Source organism: Kitasatospora sp. NPDC058478 (assembly GCF_042720345.1).
Lineage (GTDB): Bacteria > Actinomycetota > Actinomycetes > Streptomycetales > Streptomycetaceae > Kitasatospora.
Map to the genome: position 1 here is coordinate 16,564 of NZ_JBHXML010000045.1, position 23,493 is coordinate 40,056.

Genomic DNA, 23,493 nt, shown 5'->3' on the forward strand with positions numbered 1-23,493 from the left:
TCGGTTCAGCTCCCTTCGGTATGGTCGGCCCCGTTGAGGGCTTCCTGGAGTTGCTTCGGGGCCCGGCTGCGCCGGCGCGGCACCGGCGGGAGCTCCTGCCCGGGCAGCGGGGGCACCGGGTAGCCGCCCGCCATCGGGTCGAACTCCCCCTTCGGCAGGGTTGGTTCGGGCTCGGGTTCCTTCTTCAGGAAGTCCCGCAGCAGGGCGAGCAGCAGGATCGCCCCGACCGGCGCGCCGACGTACAGCACCACCTCGCCGAAGCCGTAGCCCTCGTTGCGCAGCGCCCGCACGCTCGCGATCAGCACCAGCCACACCAGCGAGACCGGGATCAGCACCTTCCAGCCCAGCTTCATGAACTGGTCGTAGCGGAACCGGGGCAGCGTGCCGCGCAGCCAGATGAAGAAGAACAGCAGCAGCTGGATCTTCAGCGTGATCCACAGCATCGGCCACCAGCCGTGGTTGGCGCCCTCCCAGAAGGTCGACACCGGCCACGGGGCCCGCCAGCCGCCCAGGAACAGGGTGGAGGCCACCGCCGAGACGGTCACCATGTTGACGTACTCGGCCAGCATGAACATCGCGAACTTCAGCGAGGAGTACTCGGTGTTGAAACCGCCGACCAGCTCGCCCTCGGCCTCCGGGAGGTCGAACGGCGCCCGGTTGGTCTCACCCACCATCGCGATGATGTACACGATGAACGACACCGGCAGCAGCGCCGCGAACCAGGTCGGCTGCTGGTGCGCCACGATCTCCGAGGTCGACATCGACCCCGAGTAGATGAACACCGCCGCGAAGGACAGGCCCATCGCGATCTCGTAGCTGACCATCTGCGCGGCCGAGCGCAGCCCGCCCAGCAGCGGGTACGTCGAACCGGACGACCAGCCGGCCAGCACGATGCCGTAGATGCCGATCGAGGCCGTCGCCAGGATGTACAGCAGCGCCACCGGGAAGTCGGTCAGCTGCATCGCCGTCCGGGTGCCGAAGATCGACACCTCGTTGCCGGCCGGCCCGAACGGGATCACCGCGAAGGCCATGAACGCCGGGACGGCGCAGACGATCGGGGCCAGGATGTAGACCACCTTGTCCGCGCCCTTGACCACCAGGTCTTCCTTGAGCGCCAGCTTCACGCCGTCCGCCAGGGACTGCAGCATCCCCCACGGCCCGTGCCGGTTCGGCCCGATGCGCAACTGCATCCAGGCCACCACCTTGCGCTCCCAGACGATCGCGATCAGCACCGTCAGGACCAGGAAGCCGAAGCAGAACACCGCCTTCAGCAGCACCATCCACCACGGGTCCTGCCCGAAGAAGTGGAGCGTCTCGTACGGCTGCGGAGTCATCGCTCCTCCCCTTCACTGCCCGCGTCGCCCGCCGCGGCCTCGGCCCGGACGGCCGGCTCGGGGGCGGCCACGGCGATCGTGACCAGATGGCCGACGGTGGTGCCGAGCGCGCGGTGGGCGCCGCCCGGCGTGGAGTTGAGCGGGATCCAGACCGTACGGTCCGGGATCGAGTCGGTGACCTCCAGCGGCAGGGTCAGCGAGCCGACCGGGCCGGTCAGCCGCAGCGCCCCACCCTCCCCGCCCGCCTCGGCGCCGGTGTCCTTCGCGCCGATCTCCTTCGCGGTGGCCGGCGAGACCCGGGCCACCGCCCGGTGCCGGGTGCCCGCCAGGTGCGGATCGCCCTGCTGCAACGTGCCGTTGTCCAGCAGCTGGCGCCAACCCGCCAGCACCGCCTGGCCGGTGGCCGGGCGGGGCAGCACGCCGGGGTGCGCGGCCGGGTCCGCGGACCGGTCACCCGCCCACGGGGTGAAGTGGTCCAGCTCCAACCGGGCCGCCCGGACGTCCGGCAGACCCAACCGGTGGCCCAGCGCCTCCGCCAGCATGGTCAGCACCCGCAGGTCCGGGTACAGATGGCGGCCCATCTGCTGATCGGGCTTGAGCGCCGCCTCGAACATCCGCAGCCGGCCCTCCCAGTCCAGGAAAGCACCGGCCTTCTCCGCCACCGCCGCCACCGGCAGCACCACGTCCGCGTGCGCCGTCACCGCGGAGGGCCGCAGCTCCAGCGACACCACGAACGGCACCGCCGCCAGCGCCGCGTCGGCCAGCGCCGGATCCGGCAGGTCGTCCGGGTCGACGCCGCCGACCAGCAGCGCGTCCAGCTCACCGTGCGCCGCGGCCGTCAGGATCTGGCCGGTGTCCCGGCCCGGCCCGGACGGCAGCTCCGCCACCCCCCACACCCCGGCGGCCTCCGCCCGGGCAGCCGGAGCCGCCACCGGACGGCCGCCGGGCAGCAGCCCCGGCAGCAGGCCCGCCTCGACCGCACCGCGCTCACCCGCCCGACGCGGCACCCACGCCAGCCGGGCGCCGGTCGCGTGCGCCAGCCGCAGCACCGCCGTCAGCGCGCCCGGGGCCGCGGCCAGCCGCTCGCCCACCAGGATCACCGCGCCCGGGCTACGCAGCAGCTCGGCGGCCCGCCCGGCCTCGTCGTTCAGCGGCTCGTCGGCGGCCAGCGCGGCGAACCACTCCGCCTCCGTGCCCGGGGCCGCCGGCAGCAGCGCGCCGCGCAGCTTGGCCAGGCCCCGGGAGGCGAACGCCGCCACCGAGTACACCTTCAGGCCCCGGTCACGGCTCGCCTTGCGCAGCCGCAGGAAGACGATCGGCGACTCCTCCTCCGGCTCGAAGCCCGCCAGCAGCACCGCCGGCGCCTGCTCCAGCTGCTCGTAGGTCAGGCCCTCGCCGTCCACGTCCACCCCGCGCCCGGCGACGGCGGCGGCCAGGAAGTCCGCCTCCTCGCCGCTGTACGGGCGGGCCCGGAAGTCCACGTCGTTGGTGCCGAGCACCACCCGCGCGAACTTCCCGTACGCGTAGGCGTCCTCGACGGTGACCCGGCCACCGGTCAGCACCCCGGCGCGGGCGCCGCGCAGGCCCTCGGCGGCCCGGGCCAGCGCCTCCGGCCAGGAGGCGGGCACCAGCTCGCCGTCCACCCGCACCAGCGGGGTCGCGATCCGGTCCCGCTGCTGGGCGTAGCGGAACGCGAACCGGCCCTTGTCGCAGTTCCACTCCTCGTTGACCGCCGGGTCCTCGCCCGCCAGCCGGCGCAGCACCTTGCCGCGCCGGTGGTCGGTGCGCTGGGCGCAGCCCGCGGAGCAGTGCTCGCACACGCTCGGCGAGGAGACCAGGTCGAACGGGCGGGAGCGGAAACGGTAGGCCGCCGACGTCAGGGCGCCCACCGGGCAGATCTGGATGGTGTTCCCGGAGAAGTACGAGTCGAGCGGCTCGTCGTCCCCGGTGCCGACCTGCTGGAGCGCGCCGCGTTCCAGCAGGTCGATGAACGGGTCCCCGGCGATCTGCTGCGAGAAGCGGGTGCAGCGCGCGCACAGCACGCAGCGCTCCCGGTCCAGCAGCACCTGGGTGCTGAGCGGGATCGGCTTCTCGTAGGTGCGCTTCATCCCCTCGAAGCGGGTGTCGGCGTCACCCGTGGACATCGCCTGGTTCTGCAGCGGGCACTCGCCGCCCTTGTCGCAGACCGGGCAGTCCAGCGGGTGGTTGATCAGCAGCAGCTCCATCACGCCGCGCTGCGCCTTCTCGGCCACCGGCGAACTCACCTGGGTGCGCACCACCATGCCCTCGGCGACCGGGATGGTGCAGGAGGCGACGGGCTTGCGCTGGCCCTCGATCTCGACGATGCACTGCCGGCAGGCGCCGGCCGGGTCGAGCAGCGGGTGGTCGCAGAAGCGCGGGATCTGGGTGCCGATCCGTTCAGCGGCCCGGATCACCAACGTCCCCTTGGGGACCTGCACTTCGACGCCGTCGATGGTGAGCGTGACCAGCTCGACCGCGGCCTTGTCGCCCGTGGAGGTGGATGGCTCTGTGATCGTCACGCGTGCACCTCCCTTTCGGTGGCGGACTGGTGGCCGGGGCGGGGGCCGTCGGCCCAGACGGTGGAGGCGGCCGGGTCGAACGGGCAGCGGCGCTCGGCCAGGTGCTGCTCGTACTCGGCCCGGAAGTGCTGGAGGGAGGAGACGATCGGACTCGCGGCGCCGTCGCCCAGTGCGCAGAAGGACTTTCCGTTGATGTTGTCGGCGATGTCGAGGAGCTTCTCCAGGTCCCCCTCGACGCCCGCGCCCGCCTCGATCCGCTTGAGCAACTGGACCAGCCAGTAGGTGCCCTCGCGGCAGGGGGTGCACTTGCCGCAGGACTCGTGGGCGTAGAACTCGGTCCAGCGGGTGACCGCCCGCACCACGCAGGTGGTCTCGTCGAAGACCTGCAGCGCCTTGGTGCCGAGCATCGAGCCGGCCGCGCCGACACCCTCGTAGTCCAGCGGGACGTCCAGGTGCTCGTCGGTGAACATCGGGGTGGACGAGCCGCCCGGGGTCCAGAACTTGAGCCGGTGCCCGGGGCGGACGCCGCCGCTCATGTCCAGCAGCTGGCGCAGCGTGATGCCCAGCGGCGCCTCGTACTGGCCGGGGTTGGTGACGTGGCCGGAGAGCGAGTACAGCGTGAAGCCGGGGGACTTCTCGGTGCCCAGGCCCTTGAACCACTCCTTGCCGCGGGCCAGGATCGGCGGCACCGAGGCGATCGACTCGACGTTGTTGACCACCGTCGGGCAGGCGTACAGGCCGGCGATCGCCGGGAACGGCGGCCGCAGCCGGGGCTGGCCGCGGCGGCCCTCCAGCGAGTCCAGCAGCGCCGTCTCCTCGCCGCAGATGTAGGCGCCGGCGCCGGCGTGCACGGTGATGTCGAGGTTGACGCCCGAGCCGAGGATGTCCCGGCCGAGCAGCCCGGCCTGGTACGCCTCGGCGACGGCCGCGTGCAGGCGGCGCAGCACCGGGACGACCTCGCCGCGCAGGTAGATGAACGCGTGGTCGCAGCGGATCGCGTAGGAGGCGATGATCATGCCCTCGATCAGCGCGTGCGGGTTGGCGAACAGCAGCGGGATGTCCTTGCAGGTGCCCGGCTCGGACTCGTCCGCGTTGACCACCAGGTAGTGCGGCTTGCCGTCGTTCTGCGGGATGAACTGCCACTTCATCCCGGTGGGGAAGCCGGCGCCGCCGCGACCGCGCAGCCCGGAGTCCTTCACCAGGGCGATCACGTCGTCCGGCGGCATCGCCAGGGCCGCCTTGAGGCCGTCGTAGCCGTGGTGGCGGCGGTAGGTGGCCAGCGTCCAGGGCCGGTCGTCGTCCCAGGAGGCGGACAGGACGGGGGTGAGCAGCTTCTCGGCCGGCTCGGCGGCGGTCATCACGCTTCCGTCCCTTCGTGGCCGGTGCCCTCGTGGCCGGTGCCCTCGTGGCCGATGCCCTCGTGGCGGGGTGCGACGACCTTGGTGCCGCCGGTGCCGGGCAGCGCCTCGCCCTTGGCCAGGCGCAGGCCCGCCAGCGAGGGCGCGCCGCCCGCGCCGGACTCGTCGTTGGCACCCGGGCGCTCGTCGGGGAAGCCCGCCAGGATCCGGGCGGACTCCTTGAAGGTGCACAGCCGGGCGCCGCGGGTCGGCCGGACCTCCCGGCCCGCGCGCAGGTCGTCGACCAGCCGCTTGGCGCTCTCCGGGGTCTGGTCGTCGAAGAACTCCCAGTTGACCATCACCACGGGCGCGTAGTCGCAGGCCGCGTTGCACTCGATGTGCTCGATCGAGATCTCGCCGTCCCCGGTGGTCTCGTTGTTGCGCACGCCGAGGTGCTGCTGGAGCTCGTCGAAGATCTGGTCGCCGCCGAGCACCGCGCACAGGGTGTTGGTGCAGACCCCGACGTGGTACTTCCCGGCCGGGCGCCGCCGGTACATGGTGTAGAAGGTGGCGACGGCGGTCACCTCGGCGGTGGTGAGGTCCAACTGCTCGGCGCAGAACCGGATGCCGGTCGGGCTGACGAAGCCCTCCTCGGCCTGCACCAGGTGCAGCAGCGGCAGCAGCGCCGACCGGGCCTGCGGGTAGCGGCCGATCAGCTCCGCGGCGTCGGCGGCCAGCCGGGCGTGCACCTCCTCGGGGTACGGTGTGGCCGGCAGCGCCGGCATCCCCAACTGAACGTCTGTCACCGGTCCACGCCTCCCATCACCGGGTCGATCCCGGCCACCGCGACGATCACGTCGGCGACCTGGCCGCCCTCGCACATCGCCGCCATCGACTGCAGATTGGTGAACGACGGATCCCGGAAATGGACCCGGTACGGGCGCGTCCCGCCGTCGCTGACCACGTGCACGCCCAGCTCGCCCTTGGGCGACTCGACCGCCGCGTACGCCTGGCCGACCGGGACCCGGAAGCCCTCGGTGACCAGCTTGAAGTGGTGGATCAGGGCCTCCATCGAGGTGCCCATGATCTTGCGGATGTGGTCGAGCGAGTTGCCCATCCCGTCCGGGCCGACGGCGAGTTGGGCGGGCCAGGCGATCTTCTTGTCGGCCACCATCACCGGGCCCGGCCGCAGCCGGTCCAGGCACTGCTCGACGATCCCCAGCGACTGCCGCATCTCCTCCAGGCGGATCAGGAAGCGGCCGTAGGAATCGGCGCTGTCCGCGATCGCGACCTCGAAGTCGTAGTCCTGGTAGCCGCAGTACGGGTCGGTCTTGCGCAGGTCGTGCGGCAGGCCGGTGGCGCGCAGGATCGGGCCGGTGGCGCCGAGGGCCAGGCAGCCGGGCAGGTCGAGGAAGCCGACGTCGACCAGGCGGGCCTTGAACACCGGGTTCCCGGTGGCGAGTTTGTCGTACTCGTGCATCCGGGAGCGCAGGGTCTTCACGCACTCGCGGATCTGGTCGACGGCGCCGGGCGGGAGGTCCTGGGCGAGGCCGCCGGGGCGCACGTACGCGTGGTTCATGCGCAGGCCGGTGACCAGCTCGAAGACGTCCAGGATCAGCTCGCGGTCGCGGAAGCCGTAGATCATCAGGGTGGTGGAGCCGATCTCCATGCCACCGGTGGCCAGGCAGACCAGGTGCGAGGCGATCCGGTTGAGCTCCATCATCAGCACCCGGATCACGGTGGCCCGGTCCGGGATGTCGTCGGTGATGCCGAGCAGCTTCTCGACGGCCAGGCAGTACGCGGTCTCGTTGAACAGCGGGGTCAGGTAGTCCATCCGGGTCACGAAGGTGGTGCCCTGGACCCAGTTGCGGAACTCCATGTTCTTCTCGATGCCGGTGTGGAGGTAGCCGATGCCGCAGCGGGCCTCCTTCACCGTCTCGCCGTCGATCTCCAGGATCAGCCGCAGCACGCCGTGGGTGGACGGGTGCTGGGGGCCCATGTTGACGATGATGCGCTCGTCGTCGGCCCGGCCGACCGCCTCGACCACCTCGCCCCAGTCGCCGCCGGTGACCGTGAAGACCCGGCCCTCGGTGGTCTCCCGGGCCTCTGCCTGCTCGGCTTCTTCGTGGGGACGAGTCCCTTCGTCGTGCCGAGCCTCTTCGTCGTGCCGAGTACTCATCAGCTGTACGACCTCCGCTGGTCGGGAGCCGGGATCTGGGCGCCCTTGTACTCGACGGGGATGCCGCCGAGCGGGTAGTCCTTGCGCTGCGGGTGGCCCAGCCAGTCGTCCGGCATCATGATCCGGGTGAGTGCCGGGTGGCCGTCGAAGACCAGGCCGAAGAAGTCGTAGGCCTCGCGCTCGTGCCAGTCGTTGGTCGGGTAGACGCTCACCACGGAGGGGATGCGCGGGTCGGCGTCCGGCGCGGTGACCTCCACCCGGATCAGCCGTCCGTGGGTGATCGACCGCAGGTGGTAGACCGCGTGCAGCTCGCGGCCCTTGTCGTCGGGGTAGTGCACGCCGCTCACGCCCAGGCACAGCTCGAAGCGCAGTGCCGGGTCGTCGCGCAGGGTGCGGGCGGTCCGGAGCAGGTGGGCGCGGTCGATGTGGAAGGTGAGCTCGCCGCGGTCGACGACGGTCTTCTCGATCACCTCGGCCGGGTCCATGCCCTGCTCCTCCAGGGCGCCCTCCAGCTCGTCGGCGACCTCGTCGAACCAGCCGCCGTACGGCCGTTCGCTCGGGCCGGGCAGCACGATCGGCGCGGCCAGGCCGCCGAAGCCGGAGGTGTCACCGCTGCCCAGGGCGCCGAACATGCCCTGCCGGCGGCCGACCACCTCGACCGGGATCTCGCGGACCGGGTGCTCGCGACGGGTCTCGGGTACCTGCTCGTTCATCGCAGCAGCCCCCGCATCTCGCTGACCGGGGTGGCCTTGAGGGCGAGCGCCTCGCCGAGCTCCTCGGCCCGGATCCGGTTCGCGCCCAGCGGCTCGTGCTGGATCTTGTCGTGCAGCTTCAGGATGGCGTCCATCAGCATCTCCGGGCGGGGCGGGCAACCGGGCAGGTAGATGTCCACCGGGACGATGTGGTCGACGCCCTGCACGATCGCGTAGTTGTTGAACATCCCACCCGAGGAGGCGCAGACGCCCATCGAGATGACCCACTTCGGGTTGGCCATCTGGTCGTACACCTGGCGCAGCACCGGGGCCATCTTCTGGCTCACCCGACCCGCCACGATCATCAGATCGGCCTGCCGGGGGGAGCCCCGGAACACCTCCATGCCGAACCGGGCCAGGTCGTAGCGGCCGGCGCCGGTGGTCATCATCTCGATCGCGCAGCAGGCCAGACCGAAGGTGGCCGGGAAGAGTGACGCCTTGCGCACCCAACCGGCGGCCGTCTCCACGGTCGTGAGCAGAAAGCCGCTCGGCAGCTTCTCCTCGATTCCCATCAGATCCCTCTCAATGCCCTCAAGAAGCCCTCAAGTCCTGTGGTACCTCGGCCCGTTCGGGCTTGTCCGCTCGTTCACAAAGGCGGCGGCCACCCCGCGCTCAGTCCCACTCCAGGCCGCCGCGGCGCCACACGTAGGCGTAGGCGACGAAGACCGTGGCGATGAACAGGAGCATCTCGACCAACCCGAAGATCCCCAGGGCGTCGAAGGTCACCGCCCAGGGATAGAGAAAGACGATCTCGATGTCGAAGACGATGAAGAGCATCGCCGTCAGGTAGTACTTGATCGGGAACCGACCGCCGCCCACGGGCTGCGGGGTCGGCTCGATGCCGCACTCGTACGCCTCCAACTTGGCCCGGTTGTAGCGCTTGGGGCCGGTGAGTGAGGCCATCACGACGGAGCCGACCGCGAACGCCGCCGCGATGGCACCGAGTACGAGGATCGGCGCGTAGGCATTCATAGCCCCCGCTCCCTCCGTCCAGTCGTCCTTGACTGCAGATCGGAACCGGCGAGTCACGCTGAGGTGAACCCGCGTTCCGGTTCCCGGGATCCACCTCATGTGAGGCAGTTCACAAAGCCTGGAACGAGCGCATCCTATGCCCGTCGGCTTGTGATCTGCGACACGCAGTTCAACGTCATCTTTGTGATCTACGCCACGATGGGAATCGTGCCGAATATGAACATGTCCAGAATTGTCGACACAAAGAAGTCAAATGGTCACAACCAGTCGCATTTACTTGTGAAGCGGCTGGTCAGAGCCGCGCTCCTATATCAACTATGCGTCGACGGGAGCAAATTTCGAGGCGCCATGTTGACGTGTTATAGCGGCTCACTCTGAGGGGTGGCGGGGGGCCGAACGCTCGCTTGACCCTTCGTTCACAAGCGCGCGAAACGGTCCTTGGGGCCCTCCCCCTCCCCCCTCCCCCACCCCGCCCGCCGCCCGCCGCCCGCCGCCCGCCGCCCGCCGCCCGCCCGACCCTCTCCTGCGCTGGGCCATGCCCGGCCCAGCGTGCGGCGCCCCGGCCTCCGTGCGCTGCCCTTCCCGCGCCACCTTCCCTGGGGCCCTTTCCTCGGGGCCCTTCCTCGGGGCCGCTGCCCTCTGCCCTCGCGCCCGCGTCCGGGCTCGCCCCACCGTTCACCGGGGCCGGTTACCGGCTACCGGCCCTGCTCCCAGACCCAGGCCGCGATGCCCACCCGGTTACGGGCACCGAGCTTGCGCTGGACGTTGGCGAGGTGGTTCTTGACCGTCCCCGGCGAGATGAACAGCCCCGCTCCGATCTCGGCGTTCGTCGCGCCGTCTGCCACCTGTTCGGCGATCTCCCTTTCTCTCGCGGTCAGTTCCTCGATCGGGCCGGCTATCAGCGGCGCCGCCGCCGAAGGCCCTGCTCCGGCCGTACGGTCGCTCCCGGGCGCCGTCATGTGCCGCAGCAGCCGGACGGTGACCTGTGGACTGATCAACGCGTCCCCGGCCATCGCCGCCCGCACCGCCTCGATCAGCAGCACTGGCCCCGATCGCTTCAACAGGAAGCCGGCCGCCCCATGCCGCAGGGCCGTATGCACGTACTCGTCCAGGTCGAAGGTGGTCACCACGATCACCTTGCACTCGCCGGCCAGCTGCCTCGTGACCTCCAAGCCGTCGAGCCTCGGCATTCGAATGTCCGCGAGCACGACGTCCGGTCGAAGCCGTCGGGCCTCCTCCACCGCCGCGGCGCCGTCCGCCACCTCCGCCACCACCGACATGTCCGGCTGAACGTCCAGGATCATCCGGAACGCGGTGCGGACATCGGCCTGGTCGTCCGCGACCAGGATCCGGATCGGCCCTGTGCTGCCGATCATTTCCACCTCTCCCCTGAACTGGTCCTCACCGGAATCACTGGTTTCTCCTGACTCTCCTGTCGTTCCTGCCTCTCCAGCGGCAGTCTCGCCGCCACCCGCCAGACCTCCCGCTCCTCCGTGCCTGCCGCGAACGTGCCGCCGAGCGCCTCCACTCGGGCCGCCAGCCCCGGCAGTCCGCTGCCGCCGCCACCGCGCGGGCGCCCACCCGCGCCGGGTGCGAGTCCGTCGTTCGTCACGGTCAACTCCAGCCACCCGCCCGCGCGACGGGCACGGACCTCGACCGTCCGGGCGCCCGCAGCGTGCCGCCGGACATTGGTCAGCGCCTCGACCACGATCCGGTGGACCGTGCCCTCCACCTCCCGGGGGACCGGCCCGTCCGGCAGCTCCAGCCGGACCTCGGCGCCGCCCAAGGCGGTGAACCGCTCTGCCACCTCCGCCAGTTCGGCCAGCCCCTGTTGCGGTCCGCGCCCACTCCCCTCCTCCGTGCGCAGCAGTTGAACCGTCCGGTCCAGCGAGGCCAGGGCCCGCTGCCCGGCCTGTTCTATCCGCTCGAACATCTCGACCGCCCGGGCTGGGTCAGCCGCGGCCAGGTACACCCCGGCCTGAGCCTGGGCGACCATGCCGCTCACGTCGTGCGCCACGAAATCGTGCAGATCGTGGGCCAGTTCGAGCCGCTGGGAACGCCTGGCCTCGGCCACCGCCCGACACCGCCCCTCGTCCAGGCCGCGCAGGTAGAGCCCGGTCAGGACGGCCGGCAGGGCCAGCATCGACCCGAATCCGAAAAGGGTGAGCACGTCTCCGGGCCCGCCGATCGCCTCGAACCGGGACGGCCAGAGCGCGACCGCGCCGCAAGCCGTCCACGTCGCCAGCGCGCACCGGAGGCCGTCCTCGACGCGCAGGGCGAGGACCACGGACAGCAGGAGGACGGCCAGTTCGACCAGGCCGACCAGGCCGGGCCACCGGTCCGACTCCGTCCAGCGGCCGGTGAGCCAGACGGCAACCGTGACCGCGGCCGACATCGCCCCGGCCGTCGCCGTCACGACCGCCATGCCGTGGCGCCTGTGCGCCGCCCGGACCAGCGGAAGCACGGCCGGGACGATCACCGCCAGCATCTGATTCATCGCCATCTCCTCCCTTCGACTGCCGCCACGTTACGACGCGGCGCAGGTTGCCCGCCTGTGCCGATCGGCATATTTCAGAGGCCTGTTGAGCAGGGAGAACAGCCCGATCGGCAGCTGCCGCTCGCCGCGTGGAACGGCCAGGCTTGAGCCATCGAAGCGGCCGGAGGGCCGGCCGCGAAGGGAGTTCACCACCATGTCGAAGCTCGCGATCAACGCCCGGACCACCACCCGTCCGGCCGTCCCGCCCGCACCACGCTGGGCCGAGCTCGCCGCCAAGGCCACCGTGCTGACCACCGTTCCCTCGGGGCTGTGGCGGATCGCGTTCGGCTTCGGCGTCCCGGTCGGCTTCACGGGTGCCACCGCCGCACGGTACGCCGAGCACCAGCCGGGCTGGGGCACGGTCTACGTCGTGGTGCTGAGCGCCCTGGCCGAAGCGCTGGCCTTCCTGACCGTCGGGCTGGTCCGGCCCTGGGGCCAGCTGGCGCCGCGCTGGATCCCGCTGATCGGCGGCCGGGCGGTGCACCCGCTCGCCGCGATCGTTCCGGGCGCGCTGGGCTCGGCGTTTCTGACCGCGCTCGGGATAACCGCGGCGGTCGGCGGCTGGGGCCGGAACATGGCGGAGCCGGACTCCCCGCACGGTGCCGCCGGCCTGGTGATGACCCTCGCCTACCTGCCGCTGGTGGCATGGGGTCCGCTGCTCGGCGCGGTCACCATCGACTACGCCCGTCGGACGCTGAGTCGCCGGTGACCACCACCGCGGATCACACCGGGGCCGGCTCCGGGCCCCGCTCCCCGACCCCGGTCGCGGACTCGGCAACAACAGATCCAGCGGCCTCGGACTCGACGATCTCGGACTCAGCGGCTTCGGTCTCCCCGCGCCGGACGGGGGCGGGAGCGGTACGGCGGCCCCACTCGGTGGCGACCACGACCAGGGCTCCGCCGACCAGGGCGAGCGGCCCCATCCGGTTCCCGGCGATGGTGATGCCGAAGACGGCGGCCCACAGCGGTTCGGTGCCGAGCAGCAGACTCACCCGGGACGGCGAGGTGGCGCGGACAGCCCACATCTGAACGAAGAAGGCGAACAGCGTGCACAACAGGGACAGGTGCAGCAACCAGGCCCACTGGCCGGGCCCGTACGAGCGGGCGACGGCCCACGGCGACGGCCCTACGGCTGGTGCAACGGCCGCGAACACGGCGGTCGCGACGGCGAGTTGGACCCAGGTCAGGGCCAGCATGTCGGTTTCGCGGACGGCGCGGACGCGGGCCGTCGCCAGGACGAAGGCCGAGCGAACCAGGGCAGCTCCCAGCACCAGCAGGTCGCCGAGCGAAGGCGGGCGCAGCCCGCCGTCCCCGGTGAGCAGGGCGACGCCGAGCACGGCCAGCGCGGCGGCCGCGAGGAAGGCGCGGGGCGGCGCCGTCCGGCTGAGGACGCTCTCGCCGAGCGGGGTGAGCACCATCGCGAGGCTGATGATCAGCCCGGCATTGGTGGCGGAGGTGTGCACGGCGCCGTACGTCTCCAGCAGGAAGATCCCGCTGAGCACCAGCCCCAGTGCACCGCCGCCCAGCCACTCGGCGCGGCTCAGCCTCCGTAGCGCCGGCCAGGCGACCATCCCGAGCAGCGGCAGCACCAGCCCGAACCGCAGGACCAGCATCGCCACGGCCGTCCCGGGCTCCGCCACCCGCTGGACGGCGAGGAAGCTCGACCCCCACACCACCGCCACCAGGAGAACCGGCAGGTCGCGAAGGGCCGATGAGGACGAAGACATGGACAGGGAGGCACGCATGAGTCAGATCCCTCCGAGCGAACGGAACCGGCGGGGCGCGAGTACCGTACGGCGTCGGACGGACCCTGGAGCTGGGCGAAGGGCACAGCTATCGACGGGGCGGAGCATGGAGCAGGGGGACGCCATCCTCCCGCACCGGCCCACCCGTGATCAACGCCCTGCCGTAACTCGCTGGATCTCCGGAGGGCTCCGGCGTCCCCGGGGCCAACGCCCTTCCCAGGCCCGGCAGGTCAGCGGGCGAGCAGGCCGTTCGCCGCGGCGATCTCCTCGATGTCGGCCGGGGTCCCGGACATGATGGCGCGGACGTGCTCGGTGACGAGCTCGACCGGCCAGTCCCACCAGGCCGCACGGAGCAGGCGCTCGACGTCGGCGCCCTCGAAGCGGCGCCGGATCGGGCGGGCCGGGTTGCCGCCGACGATGGTGTACGGCTCGACGTCGGCGGTGACCATCGCACCGGCCGCGATGATCGCGCCGTCACCGATCCGGACGCCGGGCAGGACGGTGGCACCGAAGCCGAACCAGACGTCGTTGCCGATCACGGTGTCGCCCCGGCTGGGCAGGCCGGTGACGAGGTCGAGGGTCCGCTCGGTCCACTCGCCGCCGAACATCGTGAACGGGAAGGTGGACACGCCGATGGTCGGGTGGGCGGCGCCGGCCATCAGGAAGCGGGCCCCGGTGGCGATCGCGCAGTACTTGCCGATCACCAGCCGCTCGGGTCCGTAGGCGTAGAGGACGTTGCGCTCCTCGAAGTGGGTGGCCCCCTCGGGGTCGTCGAAGTAGGTGTACTCGCCGACCTCGATCCGCGGGTCGATGACGAGTGGGCGCAGCAGGACGACCCGGTCGTGGCCGGCGAGCGGGTGCAGGGCAGTGGGGTCGGGAATGGCGGTGGCGGTCACGCAGGCTCCTCTCGTAACGCGACCAAAGTCGCATTACGATGAGCATGGCACGACCGCCACACCGCAGCAAGCCTTAACGCGACTGGAGTCGACTTTGAACGAGAACGCCCCGGAGCCGACCCACCCCGCGACGGCCCGCCCCGCGACGACCCGCCCCGCCACCACCGCACCACCCGCGACGACTCGCCTCGAAACGACCCACCCCGAGCCCCGCACCCCGACCCCGCGCCCCGGCGGCCGCAGCGCCCGGGTCCGGGAGGGGGTGGTCGCCGCCACGCTCGCCGAGGTCACCGAGAAGGGGTACGACGACCTCACCATCGAGGCGGTCGCGAGCCGCTCCGGCGTCCACAAGGCGACGCTGTACCGGCGGTGGGGCGGAGTGGACGGCCTGGTCGCGGACGCCCTGACCGCCTCGGCCGACCAGCCCTGGCCGCTGCCCGACACCGGCGACCTCCGCGAGGACCTGCGACTGATCACCCAGGAGGTGTTCACCGTCTTCACCGATCCCGACCTGGGGGCCACCCCCACCGCGCTGATCTTCGCCGCCCAGCGCTCCGACACCGGCGCGACCGCCCTGCGCGCCTTCTTCGCCTCCCGCCACCGCCAGGCCGCCGAGGTCGCCGAACGAGCCGTCGCCCGAGGCGAGTTGCCCACCGGAACGGACGGTGCCGAGGTGGTCCGGGCCGCCACCGCCCCGCTCTACTACCGGCTGTTCGTCACCGGCGAGCCGCTGGACGCCCGCACCGCCGAGCGGGCCGCCGACGCCGCCGCACTGGCCGCCCGCGCCGGACTGTTCACCCCCGCCCCCCGGGCCAACCCCGTTCCCCCGGAGTCCACCTGACCCTCCACCCGCCCGACGGGGCCTGAACCCCACCGCTCCCTACCGCCCCCTACCGGATCGCCGCCCCGGCGTGGATGATGGCGCCATGCCAACCCCGCCGTCCACCACCCTTCGGAAGGCCCGTCACGTGAAGCGCGCACCCTGGGCTCTGCTCGCCGTCGCCACCGTCCTCCCGCTCACGGCGAGCACCGGCACCGCCGTCGCGGACACCACGCCGCCCGCGCCCGCCTGCACCTACACGCCCGCGGTGCCGGCCGACAACTTCAAGGGCATCCCGGTCTTCGACGCCAAGAAGGCCGCCCAGCCCTACCGCGCCACCCTGCGCACCAGCCAGGGCGCGATCACCTTCCAGGCGTTGACCGACAAGGCGCCCTGCACCACCTTCTCGTTCCGCTTCCTCGCCGAGCACGACTACTTCGACCGCAGCCACTGCCACCGCCTCACCACCCAGCGGCTCTACGTCCTGCAGTGCGGCGACCCGACCGGAACGGGCAGCGGCGGGCCCGGCTACTCCTTCCCGGACGAGAACCTGACCGGCGCCACCTACCCGGCCGGCACCGTGGCGATGGCCAACGCCGGTCCGAACACCAACGGCAGCCAGTTCTTCTTCGTCTGGAAGGACACCAAGCTCTCCCCCGCCTACACCCCGTTCGGCCGGATCACGGCGGGCCTGGACGTCCTGCAGAAGATCGCCGCGGGCGGCGAGGACGACCAGAACAACCCCGGCGACGGCTTCCCCACCCTCCCCGTGAACATCCGCCACGTGAAGATCAGCACCCGCTGACCGGGAGCCCGCCCCTCACCGCCAGCCCCTCACCGTCCGTGCCTCACCGCCCGCCCCCACGCCGTTCCCGTGCGTCGGCAGCGCCTCCCGTACGGTGGCAGCACCAACGACACCGCACGGGAGCAGCGCGCATGGACAGCCGGATCTGGGAGAGCGTGGACCACCTCGTCGCGTGGCTCGACGAGCAGGGCACGCAGTCGCCCCGGGAGGAGCGCCTGCTGCGGATCCTCAAGCTCTCCGAGGAGGTCGGCGAGGTGGGCGCCGCGGTGATCGGCGCCACCGGCCAGAACCCGCGCAAGGGCGTCACCCACAGCTGGGAGGACGTCCAGCACGAGCTCTGCGACGTCGTCTTCACCGCCCTCGTCGCCCTCCGGACGCTCACCCCCGACGCGGCCCGGGTCTTCGCCGACCGCCTCGCCTACGTCGAACAGCGCTCCGCCGCCTCCCGCCGCCCGGCGGACGGGGAGCGGAAGGCGGCGGAGGAGACGCCTTGAGGTCCTGGAAAGGACCGGGGGGACCGGGGGGACCGGGGGAAGGCCTCAGGCCCGCTACGCGTTGGGCGCGACCTTCGCGAGGCCGTTGATGATGCGGTCCATCGCGTCGCCTCCCTGCGGGTCGGTGAGGTTGGCGAGCATCTTGAGGGTGAAGCGCATCAGCATCGGGTGGGTGAGGCCGCGCTGGGTGGCGATCTGCATCACCTTGGGGTTGCCGATGAGCTTCACGAAGGCGCGGCCCATCGTGTAGTAGCCGCCGTAGACGTCCTTGAGGACGCGCGGGTAGCCCTGCAGAGCGCGCTCGCGCCCGGTCTCGGTGACCCGGGCGTGGGCCTGGACGATGACGCCGGCGGCGATCTGGCCGGATTCCATCGCGTAGGCGATGCCCTCGCCGTTGAACGGGTTGACCATGCCGCCCGCGTCGCCGACGAGCAGCAGGCCGCGGGTGTAGTGCGGCTGCCGGTTGAAGGCCATCGGCAGCGCGGCGCCGCGGATCGGGTCGGTCATGTTCTCGGGGGTGTAGCCCCATTCCTCCGGCATGCCGGCGCACCAGGCCTTGAGCACCTCGCGCCAGTCGAGTTCGCCGAACGCGGGCGAGGAGTTGAGGATGCCGAGGCCGACGTTGGAGGTGCCGTCGCCCATGCCGAAGACCCAGCCGTACCCGGGCAGCTGCTTGCGCTGGCCGCCGCGGGTGTCCCACAGCTCCAGCCAGGACTCCAGGTAGTCGTCGTCGTGGCGCGGCGAGGTGAAGTACGTCCGGTAGGCGACGCCCATCGGGCGGTCCTCGCGGCGGTGCAGGCCCATGGCGAGCGAGAGCCGGGTGGAGTTGCCGTCGGCGGCGACCACCAGCGGGGCGCGGAAGGTGACCGGCCGCTTCTCGTCGCCGAGCTTGGCGGTGACGCCGACGATCCGGCCGGTGCGCTCGTCCAGGACGGGCCCGCTGACGTTGCAGCGCTCGTAGAGCCGGGCGCCGGCCTTCTCGGCCTGACGGACCAGCAGCTCGTCGAAGTCGGCGCGCTTGCGGACCAGGCCGTAGTCGGGGAAGGCGGACAGCTCGGGCCAGTCCAGCTCCAGCCGGACGCCGCCGCCGATGATGCGCAGGCCCTTGTTGTGCAGCCAGCCGTTCTCGGTGGAGACGTCGATGCCCATGTCCACCAGCTGCTTGGTGGCGCGGGGGGTGAGGCCGTCGCCGCAGACCTTCTCGCGCGGGAACGCGGTCTTCTCCAGCAGCAGCACGTCCAGCCCGGCCTGGGCGAGGTAGTACGCGGTGGTGGACCCGGCCGGACCCGCGCCGACCACGATGACGTCGGCCGTGCTCTCGACCGGGCTGTCCGGCTTCGTCAGATCGGCTGCGGTCTCGGACACGGTGGACACTCTCCTGGAGCTGCGGCTGTGGGGACGGCGGCTTTTGTCTCCGGCAGTCTAGTTCCGTCCCCGCCGCCGGAAACGACCACGCCCCCATCCCGCCGGTGCAGCGGCTAACCGAGCTTGTACGCCCGGTGCAGCGCGACGATGCCGCCGGTGAGGTTGCGCCAGGCGACCTTGGACCAGCCGCTCTCCTGCAGCCGGGCCGCCAGCTCGGGCTGGTCGGGCCAGGACCGGATGGACTCGGCGAGGTACACGTACGCGTCCGGGTTGCTGCTGACCGCGGTGGCGACCGGCGGCAGGGCGCGCATCAGGTATTCGGTGTAGACCGTCCGGAACGGCGTCCAGGTCGGGGTGGAGAACTCGCAGATCACCAGCTTGCCGCCGGGCTTGGTGACGCGCTGCATCTCGCGCAGCGCCGCGTCGGTGTCCTGGACGTTGCGCAGCGCGAAGGAGATCGTCACCGAGTCGAAGGTGCCGTCCGCGAACGGCAGCCGGGTGGCGTCGCCGGCGGTGAGCGGCAGTTCGGGGTGGCGGCGCTTGCCCTCGACGAGCATGCCGACGGAGAAGTCGCACGGGACGACCTGCGCGCCGGCCTCGGCGAAGGGCAGCGAGGAGGTGCCGGTGCCGGCTCCGAGGTCGAGCACGAGGTCCCCCGGTCCGGCGGCCACCGCCTCGGCCACCGCCCGGCGCCAGGCGCGGGCCTGGCCGAGGGACAGCACGTCGTTGGTGCGGTCGTACTTGGCCGCGACGTCGTCGAACATGGCGGCGACTTCGTGCGGCTGCTTGTCCAGAGAGGCTCGGGTCACGCCCCCATTGTTCACCCTGGCGCCGACAGCCCGACCAACGGGGCACGCCGCGGGGCGTCCGCACCCGCCGCACGGGCCCCGCCGCACAGACCCGTCCACCCGGCACCCGTCGCACGGACGTCGCCGCGCGCCCCCGCCGCCCAGCTCCCCCGCCCCCGCCCACCAGCGCCCCGCCCGGCCCACCGGCGCTACGCGCCCCGCCGGTGCTGCGCGCCCCACCGGTGCTGCGCGCCCCGTCAGTGCTGCGCGCGCCGCCCGCCCGCGCGCCGCCGGCGCCGGGAGCGCTTGCCGTGGGTTATCGCGGGCATCCCGTCGGCCAGCGCCCCGGTCGCCAGCGCGACGGTGGTGGCCAGCCGGCCCTGCCCGGCGCGGACCGCGAGCGCCCGCCGGTGCCGCCGGATGCGCAGCACGCAGATCACGAACATCCCGACCGCGACCGGCACGCTGAACCGGGCCAGGCCGACGCCGACCGGCTGCGGGTAGGTGTCGCCGCAGATCCGCACCGCCCCCGGGTCGTCGGCGGCGTGCTCCAGGCAGATCGGGTCGCCGATCCTGGCGCCGTCGGCGAGCGGCAGCGCGGCCGCGGTGTGCGACTGGCCGGACGCCCGGTAGCTGACGGCGCTGTAGGAGCCGCCGCCGGTGGGGAGCTGGGTGACGACGCCTTCGACTCTCACGGGGTGGGCGCCGATCCGGTCGGCCTGGTCGGCCTGGCGCCAGCCGAGCAGGCACATGCCGACGGCCAGCACGGCGCTGAGCACGGCGGCGAGGTACCAACCACGGCCCATCCGCGGGGATCGCGGCGGGGGGACGGTCGCGGATCGCATGGTTCCTGTCCTGGCTTGCCTTCGGGGCCTGGGACACGGCCCCGCCACCCGCGGGCACGGGCGGTAGGTGGTGAGGGTACGGAGTGAGCTGTCCGGGATCGTATCCGCTGGCGGGCCCTCAGGTCACGGCGAAGGGGGAATCACCCCACAGGGTGGACAGTGGAGTTCGGCGGCACACGAAGGAAGTGCCGTACGCCGCAAGGAAGTCCGACTACCGGCGAGTACGTCGCCCGGTTCCCGGCCTCGTTCAGCGCCGCCGGTACACCAACCGCCCGCCCAGTACGGCGGCCAGGCAACCGCCCGGCGATGGCTGGGCGAAGCCCTCCCCAACGGCCGGGAACACCGCGAAGTCGGCCCGGCCGCCCGCCGCCACCCGGCCGTGCACGGCCGCCGCGAGCGGCAGCACCGACAGCGGGTCCAGCGGGCCGTCTCCCAGGCCCAGCAGGCAGTCCCCCGCGCCCACCGCGCCAGGGCCACCCCCCGGGCCCGGGCCGCTCCCCGCCTCAGGGCCACCCCCCGTGTCAGGGCCGCCCGGCAGCGCGACCAGCCCGGAGCGCGCCACGGCCGTGCGCACCGCGGCCCGCTCGAACGGCCCGGCCACCGCCGTCACCCCGAACCCGAGCATCCGTTGCAGCCCGCGCCGGGCGCTCGCGCCGCAGCGCCCCTCGTCGGCGGAGCCCGTCAGCCCGTCCGCGACCGGCTCGACGCCGATCTCCTCGCGCGGGTCCGGGTGGTAGGCGTGTTCCAGCAGCCGGTGCCCGTACGGGTTGCGCAGCCCCGGCGTGAGCACCGCGGCGCCCCAGTCCCGCAGTCGCGCCCCCGGGTGCGCGGCGGCCAGTTCCCGGTACGGTCCGACGGCCTCGACGCGGTCGCCGCGCACCAGCACCGCCCCGTCCGGGAGGGACGGGGCGGTGGGGTCGGCCGGGTCGGGCAGCACCAGGGCCGCCCGGTGCAGGGTCAGCACGGCGGTGCCCCGGGCCTCAGTTGTCCAGGATCTTCAGCTCGGGGTGCGCGGTGCCGCCCTCGATCGCCGTGGAGGCGATGTGCGAGGCGACCCGCGGGTCCACCGGGTCGTTGGCCGGGTCGTCCAGCACCCGCAGGTGCTCGTACGTGGTCGCGCGCTGCGCCGGGACGCGGTCGGCGGCCCGGATGAGGTGGATCAGCTCGGTGAGGTTGGAGCGGTGCTTGGCACCGGCCGCCGAGACGACGTTCTCCTCCAGCATGACCGAGCCGAGGTCGTCCGCACCGTAGTGCAGCGACAGCTGGCCGGCCTCCTTGCCGGTGGTGAGCCAGGAGCCCTGGATGTGGGCGATGTTGTCGAGGAACAGGCGGGCGATCGCGATCATCCGCAGGTACTCGAAGACGGTGGCCTGCGTCGAGCCCTTCAGGTGGTTGTTCTGCGGCTGGTAGGTGTAGGGGATGAAGGCCCGGAAGCCGCCGGTGCGGTCCTGCACGTCGCGGATCATCCGCAGGTGCTCGATCCGCTCGGCGTTGGTCTCGCCGGTGCCCATCAGCATGGTGGAGGTGGACTCCACGCCGAGGCCGTGCGCGGCCTCCATGATCTCCAGCCAGCGCTCGCCGGACTCCTTGAGCGGGGCGATCGCCTTGCGCGGCCGCGCGGGCAGCAGCTCGGCGCCGGCGCCGGCGAAGGAGTCCAGGCCGGCCCGGTGGATCCGGGTGATGGCCTCCTCGATCGAGACGCCCGAGATCCGGGCCATGTGGTCGACCTCGGAGGCACCCAGGGAGTGGATCACCAGCTGCGGGAAGTCGGCCTTGATGGCCGAGAAAGCGCGCTCGTAGTACTCCACGCCGTAGTCCGGGTGGTGGCCGCCCTGGAACATGATCTGGGTGCCGCCCAGTTCGACGGTCTCGGCGCAGCGGCGCAGGATCTCGTCGAGCTCGCGGGACCAGCCCTTGTCGCTCTTCGGCGGCACGTAGAAGGCGCAGAACTTGCACGCCGTCACGCAGACGTTGGTGTAGTTGATGTTGCGCTCGATGATGTACGTCGCGATGTGCTCGGTACCGGCGTAGCGGCGGCGGCGCACCGCGTCGGCGGCGGAGCCGAGCGCGTGCAGCGGCGCCGAGCGGTACAGCTCCAGCGCCTCCTCCGGGGTGATCCGGCCACCGCCGGCGGCGCGGTCGAGCACGGCCTGCAAATCGGTGCTGGGCGCATCGAGGGTGGTCGCTGCGAGCTCGGTCACCTGGCCGCCTTCTCTCTCTCGGATACTGCAGTTCTCGGCGCTGCCGCCCCCGGACGACGGGCGTCCGGGTACGGCCGAACCAGCCTACGCCAGGCCTTTCGAGCGTCCGCGTCAGCCCGCTGCCCGTCGGCCCCGGAGCACCGGAGCCGGCGCACCGGCGCACCGGTGCACCGGTGCGCCCCGCCGCACTCAGCCGACCGGCAGCGCCGCCGGCTCCAGCAGCCGCACCGCGACGTCCGACGCGAAGCCGCTGTCGTGCGCGACCCGGCGGGCGAACTCGGCGACGCCGGCCAGCTGCCGCTCGCCGAGCGAGAAGTCGAGGGCCTCGCTGAAGTACCGCTCCAGCACGTCCGCGCCGAAGGCCTCCCAGCGGGCGGCCTGTTCGGCGACCTTGGCGGCCTCGACCAGTGAGAGGTCGCGGGACTCCAGGAAGGCCCGGTGCACGGCCGCGGTCAGTTCCGGACGGCGCTCGGCGAACTCGCGGCGCACGGCCCAGACGGCGAAGACGAACGGCAGGCCGGTCCACTCCTTCCACATCTCGCCGAGGTCGTGGACGGTCAGTCCGAGGTCGGCGGCCTGGCCGAGGTAGGCGCGCAGCGCCGGGTCGCCGATCAGGACGGCGGCGTCGGCCTCGGCGAGCATCGAGCTGAGGTCGGGCGGGCAGCTGAAGTAGTCGGGGCGGACGCCCTCGCGTTCCTCCAGCAGCAGCCGGGCGAGCCGGACGGAGGTGCGGCTGGTGGAGCCGAGGGCGACGCGGCGGCCGTCCAGGTCGGCGAGCGGCACCTTGCTGACGATGAGGCAGGACATCACCGGGCCGTCGCTGCCGACCGCGATGTCGGGCAGGACCAGCAGGTCGTCGGCGTTGCGCAGGTACTCCACGCAGGTGATCGGACCGATGTCCAGCGAGCCGTCGACGAGCTGGTCGCTCAGCTTCTCCGGGGTGTCCTTGGTGAGGTCGAGGTCGAGCAGGTTGCCGGTCCTGGCGAGGCCCCAGTAGAGGGGTACGCAGTTCAGGAACTGGATGTGGCCGACGCGAGGCCTGACCGGGGTGTGTTCCTGGGGCTCCCGCGATTGTCCGTCCGGTGCTGCCACTGCGCCGCTCCCTTGTACTGTTCGTGCGCTTTCCCGCAGCGTATGCCTGCTGTTCACAAAGGCCTGCACCGGGCACCCGACACGCGCTCGCGAGGCCTGCGGGACGCGCCTGCGAGGGCCTACGACACGCGTCGTGGGGGCCGCAGTTCACCCCTGGTCGTCACAGCGACCGCATGCTAGCGTTGCCCTCAGTTGCAGTTTGATTCCCCTTGCAGTACTTGAAGCCTGCGGAGCATGTAACCGCGGGCTTTTTGTAGTTTTTCAGCAATATCGAAAAACTTCGGACTCGTCCGGAGGCAGGGCGATCAGCGCAGCGGACCGGGTGCCACACGGTGTGGCCCCGACACGTCCCTCGCAAGGAGAACGGCATGGCCACGGGAACCGTCAAGTGGTTCAACGCTGAGAAGGGCTTCGGCTTCATCGCCCAGGAGGGCGGCGGCCCCGACGTCTTCGTCCACTACTCCGCCATCAACGCGAGCGGCTTCCGCTCGCTGGAGGAGAACCAGGCGGTGAACTTTGACGTCACCCAGGGCCCGAAGGGCCCGCAGGCGGAGAACGTCACCCCCATCTGACCATCTTCTGATGTTCTGATCGCTCGGGACCCCAGCGGGTCCGTCGGCGGCTCCCGACAGCCGTCACCATGAGCACAAGAGCAACACCCAAGGGGGCCCGCCCAACCGGCGGGCCCCCTGCCTTTTCCCCTGGCCGCCGCCCCGGAGAGCAGCACACGAGCACGCGCCAGCACCCGCGCCCCCGCGCCCCAGTGGCACGCACAAGGGCCCGCTGCCGCAC

The 23,493-nt window shown here is 72.1% G+C and carries 23 protein-coding genes; 5 read left to right on the forward strand and 18 right to left on the reverse strand.

All coding sequences use genetic code 11. The annotated features are described in order from the left end of the window. Window positions 1-5: 5 nt before the first annotated feature. From nuoH to ACFWPT_RS24575, 10 genes are all read right to left on the reverse strand, one after another. Window positions 6-1,334, reverse strand: coding sequence for an NADH-quinone oxidoreductase subunit NuoH (gene nuoH, locus ACFWPT_RS24530; protein WP_380423201.1), 1,329 nt, complete (start codon window positions 1,332-1,334; stop codon window positions 6-8). Further along, window positions 1,331-3,874, reverse strand: a complete 2,544-nt coding sequence (locus ACFWPT_RS24535) for an NADH-quinone oxidoreductase subunit G (RefSeq protein WP_380484307.1) — start codon at window positions 3,872-3,874, stop codon at window positions 1,331-1,333. The genes nuoH and ACFWPT_RS24535 overlap by 4 nt, the downstream gene beginning before the upstream one ends. Next, on the reverse strand, window positions 3,871-5,232 hold the full coding sequence (gene nuoF, locus ACFWPT_RS24540) for an NADH-quinone oxidoreductase subunit NuoF (protein ID WP_380344889.1): 1,362 nt from the start codon (window positions 5,230-5,232) through the stop codon (window positions 3,871-3,873). Before nuoF ends, ACFWPT_RS24535 begins: the two co-directional genes overlap by 4 nt. Next, a complete protein-coding gene (gene nuoE, locus ACFWPT_RS24545; RefSeq protein ID WP_380373304.1) occupies window positions 5,232-5,996 on the reverse strand; it encodes an NADH-quinone oxidoreductase subunit NuoE in 765 nt (254 codons plus the stop codon). The genes nuoF and nuoE overlap by 1 nt, the downstream gene beginning before the upstream one ends. Window positions 5,997-6,013: 17 nt before the next feature. Beyond that, window positions 6,014-7,390, reverse strand: coding sequence for an NADH-quinone oxidoreductase subunit D (locus ACFWPT_RS24550; RefSeq protein ID WP_380373228.1), 1,377 nt, complete (start codon window positions 7,388-7,390; stop codon window positions 6,014-6,016). Continuing rightward, entirely contained in the window at window positions 7,390-8,103 is a 714-nt protein-coding gene (locus ACFWPT_RS24555) for an NADH-quinone oxidoreductase subunit C (protein ID WP_380373231.1), read from the reverse strand. Before ACFWPT_RS24555 ends, ACFWPT_RS24550 begins: the two co-directional genes overlap by 1 nt. Then, complete coding sequence (locus tag ACFWPT_RS24560) at window positions 8,100-8,654, reverse strand: NADH-quinone oxidoreductase subunit B family protein (RefSeq protein WP_063348147.1); 555 nt, start codon at window positions 8,652-8,654, stop codon at window positions 8,100-8,102. Before ACFWPT_RS24560 ends, ACFWPT_RS24555 begins: the two co-directional genes overlap by 4 nt. Before the next feature lie 100 nt (window positions 8,655-8,754). Then, window positions 8,755-9,114 carry an NADH-quinone oxidoreductase subunit A gene (locus ACFWPT_RS24565; RefSeq protein ID WP_030060100.1) on the reverse strand — a complete coding sequence of 120 codons (360 nt, stop codon included), beginning with the start codon at window positions 9,112-9,114 and terminating at the stop codon, window positions 8,755-8,757. Between the two features lie 695 nt (window positions 9,115-9,809). Continuing rightward, on the reverse strand, window positions 9,810-10,490 hold the full coding sequence (locus ACFWPT_RS24570; protein ID WP_380344892.1) for a response regulator: 681 nt from the start codon (window positions 10,488-10,490) through the stop codon (window positions 9,810-9,812). Further along, window positions 10,487-11,611: a sensor histidine kinase gene (locus tag ACFWPT_RS24575; RefSeq protein WP_380484309.1), complete on the reverse strand. Its 1,125-nt coding sequence runs from the start codon at window positions 11,609-11,611 to the stop codon at window positions 10,487-10,489. Before ACFWPT_RS24575 ends, ACFWPT_RS24570 begins: the two co-directional genes overlap by 4 nt. 193 nt (window positions 11,612-11,804) lie before the next feature. Between ACFWPT_RS24575 and ACFWPT_RS24580 the strand changes: the two genes are divergently transcribed. Further along, the gene (locus ACFWPT_RS24580) at window positions 11,805-12,359 is read left to right on the forward strand and encodes a hypothetical protein (protein WP_380373237.1); all 555 of its coding nucleotides are present in this window, start codon (window positions 11,805-11,807) and stop codon (window positions 12,357-12,359) included. A gap of 13 nt (window positions 12,360-12,372) precedes the next feature. Here the strand turns inward: ACFWPT_RS24580 and ACFWPT_RS24585 are convergent, their stop codons facing one another. Together ACFWPT_RS24585 and ACFWPT_RS24590 are read right to left on the reverse strand one after the other, a co-directional pair. Next, window positions 12,373-13,377, reverse strand: a complete 1,005-nt coding sequence (locus ACFWPT_RS24585; protein ID WP_380373239.1) for a DMT family transporter — start codon at window positions 13,375-13,377, stop codon at window positions 12,373-12,375. Between the two features lie 248 nt (window positions 13,378-13,625). Further along, window positions 13,626-14,291, reverse strand: coding sequence for a CatB-related O-acetyltransferase (locus ACFWPT_RS24590; protein WP_380484311.1), 666 nt, complete (start codon window positions 14,289-14,291; stop codon window positions 13,626-13,628). Between the two features lie 94 nt (window positions 14,292-14,385). Between ACFWPT_RS24590 and ACFWPT_RS24595 the strand changes: the two genes are divergently transcribed. From ACFWPT_RS24595 to ACFWPT_RS24605, 3 genes are all read left to right on the forward strand, one after another. Beyond that, a complete protein-coding gene (locus ACFWPT_RS24595; RefSeq protein WP_380484313.1) occupies window positions 14,386-15,132 on the forward strand; it encodes a TetR/AcrR family transcriptional regulator in 747 nt (248 codons plus the stop codon). 85 nt (window positions 15,133-15,217) lie between these two features. Continuing rightward, entirely contained in the window at window positions 15,218-15,916 is a 699-nt protein-coding gene (locus tag ACFWPT_RS24600; RefSeq protein ID WP_363371732.1) for a peptidylprolyl isomerase, read from the forward strand. Between the two features lie 131 nt (window positions 15,917-16,047). Next, window positions 16,048-16,410 (forward strand): MazG-like family protein, encoded by a 363-nt coding sequence (locus ACFWPT_RS24605; RefSeq protein ID WP_063348152.1) that lies wholly within the window; start codon window positions 16,048-16,050, stop codon window positions 16,408-16,410. 54 nt (window positions 16,411-16,464) lie between these two features. Here ACFWPT_RS24605 and ACFWPT_RS24610 read toward each other — a convergent pair whose 3' ends face one another. The 6 genes from ACFWPT_RS24610 to ACFWPT_RS24635 form a co-directional block, all read right to left on the reverse strand. After that, window positions 16,465-17,754: a geranylgeranyl reductase family protein gene (locus tag ACFWPT_RS24610; RefSeq protein WP_063351195.1), complete on the reverse strand. Its 1,290-nt coding sequence runs from the start codon at window positions 17,752-17,754 to the stop codon at window positions 16,465-16,467. 134 nt (window positions 17,755-17,888) lie between these two features. Then, on the reverse strand, window positions 17,889-18,584 hold the full coding sequence (locus tag ACFWPT_RS24615) for a demethylmenaquinone methyltransferase (RefSeq protein WP_063348153.1): 696 nt from the start codon (window positions 18,582-18,584) through the stop codon (window positions 17,889-17,891). Between the two features lie 236 nt (window positions 18,585-18,820). Then, a complete protein-coding gene (locus ACFWPT_RS24620; RefSeq protein WP_159398455.1) occupies window positions 18,821-19,408 on the reverse strand; it encodes a hypothetical protein in 588 nt (195 codons plus the stop codon). A 247-nt stretch (window positions 19,409-19,655) separates the two neighbouring features. Continuing rightward, on the reverse strand, window positions 19,656-20,372 hold the full coding sequence (locus ACFWPT_RS24625) for a hypothetical protein (protein ID WP_380484316.1): 717 nt from the start codon (window positions 20,370-20,372) through the stop codon (window positions 19,656-19,658). A 16-nt stretch (window positions 20,373-20,388) separates the two neighbouring features. Beyond that, entirely contained in the window at window positions 20,389-21,609 is a 1,221-nt protein-coding gene (mqnC, locus tag ACFWPT_RS24630) for a cyclic dehypoxanthinyl futalosine synthase (RefSeq protein ID WP_063348156.1), read from the reverse strand. A 189-nt stretch (window positions 21,610-21,798) separates the two neighbouring features. Continuing rightward, window positions 21,799-22,701 (reverse strand): menaquinone biosynthetic enzyme MqnA/MqnD family protein, encoded by a 903-nt coding sequence (locus ACFWPT_RS24635; RefSeq protein WP_063348157.1) that lies wholly within the window; start codon window positions 22,699-22,701, stop codon window positions 21,799-21,801. A 368-nt stretch (window positions 22,702-23,069) separates the two neighbouring features. Here ACFWPT_RS24635 and ACFWPT_RS24640 point away from each other — a divergent pair, with 368 nt between their 5' ends. Continuing rightward, window positions 23,070-23,273, forward strand: coding sequence for a cold-shock protein (locus ACFWPT_RS24640; protein ID WP_052580872.1), 204 nt, complete (start codon window positions 23,070-23,072; stop codon window positions 23,271-23,273). The last annotated feature ends 220 nt before the right edge of the window (window positions 23,274-23,493 follow it).

Coding starts and splice junctions, on each gene's coding strand:
- ACFWPT_RS24570 (WP_380344892.1), bottom strand. CDS start 10,490: ATGATCGGCAGCACAGGGCCGATCCGGATCCTGGTCGCGGACGACCAG.
- nuoE (WP_380373304.1), bottom strand. CDS start 5,996: ATGCCGGCGCTGCCGGCCACACCGTACCCCGAGGAGGTGCACGCCCGG.
- ACFWPT_RS24620 (WP_159398455.1), bottom strand. CDS start 19,408: ATGCGATCCGCGACCGTCCCCCCGCCGCGATCCCCGCGGATGGGCCGT.
- nuoH (WP_380423201.1), bottom strand. CDS start 1,334: ATGACTCCGCAGCCGTACGAGACGCTCCACTTCTTCGGGCAGGACCCG.
- ACFWPT_RS24580 (WP_380373237.1), top strand. CDS start 11,805: ATGTCGAAGCTCGCGATCAACGCCCGGACCACCACCCGTCCGGCCGTC.
- ACFWPT_RS24585 (WP_380373239.1), bottom strand. CDS start 13,377: ATGTCTTCGTCCTCATCGGCCCTTCGCGACCTGCCGGTTCTCCTGGTG.
- ACFWPT_RS24575 (WP_380484309.1), bottom strand. CDS start 11,611: ATGAATCAGATGCTGGCGGTGATCGTCCCGGCCGTGCTTCCGCTGGTC.
- ACFWPT_RS24560 (WP_063348147.1), bottom strand. CDS start 8,654: ATGGGAATCGAGGAGAAGCTGCCGAGCGGCTTTCTGCTCACGACCGTG.
- ACFWPT_RS24550 (WP_380373228.1), bottom strand. CDS start 7,390: ATGAGTACTCGGCACGACGAAGAGGCTCGGCACGACGAAGGGACTCGT.
- ACFWPT_RS24555 (WP_380373231.1), bottom strand. CDS start 8,103: ATGAACGAGCAGGTACCCGAGACCCGTCGCGAGCACCCGGTCCGCGAG.
- ACFWPT_RS24640 (WP_052580872.1), top strand. CDS start 23,070: ATGGCCACGGGAACCGTCAAGTGGTTCAACGCTGAGAAGGGCTTCGGC.
- ACFWPT_RS24600 (WP_363371732.1), top strand. CDS start 15,218: ATGCCAACCCCGCCGTCCACCACCCTTCGGAAGGCCCGTCACGTGAAG.
- ACFWPT_RS24605 (WP_063348152.1), top strand. CDS start 16,048: ATGGACAGCCGGATCTGGGAGAGCGTGGACCACCTCGTCGCGTGGCTC.
- nuoF (WP_380344889.1), bottom strand. CDS start 5,232: ATGACCGCCGCCGAGCCGGCCGAGAAGCTGCTCACCCCCGTCCTGTCC.
- ACFWPT_RS24565 (WP_030060100.1), bottom strand. CDS start 9,114: ATGAATGCCTACGCGCCGATCCTCGTACTCGGTGCCATCGCGGCGGCG.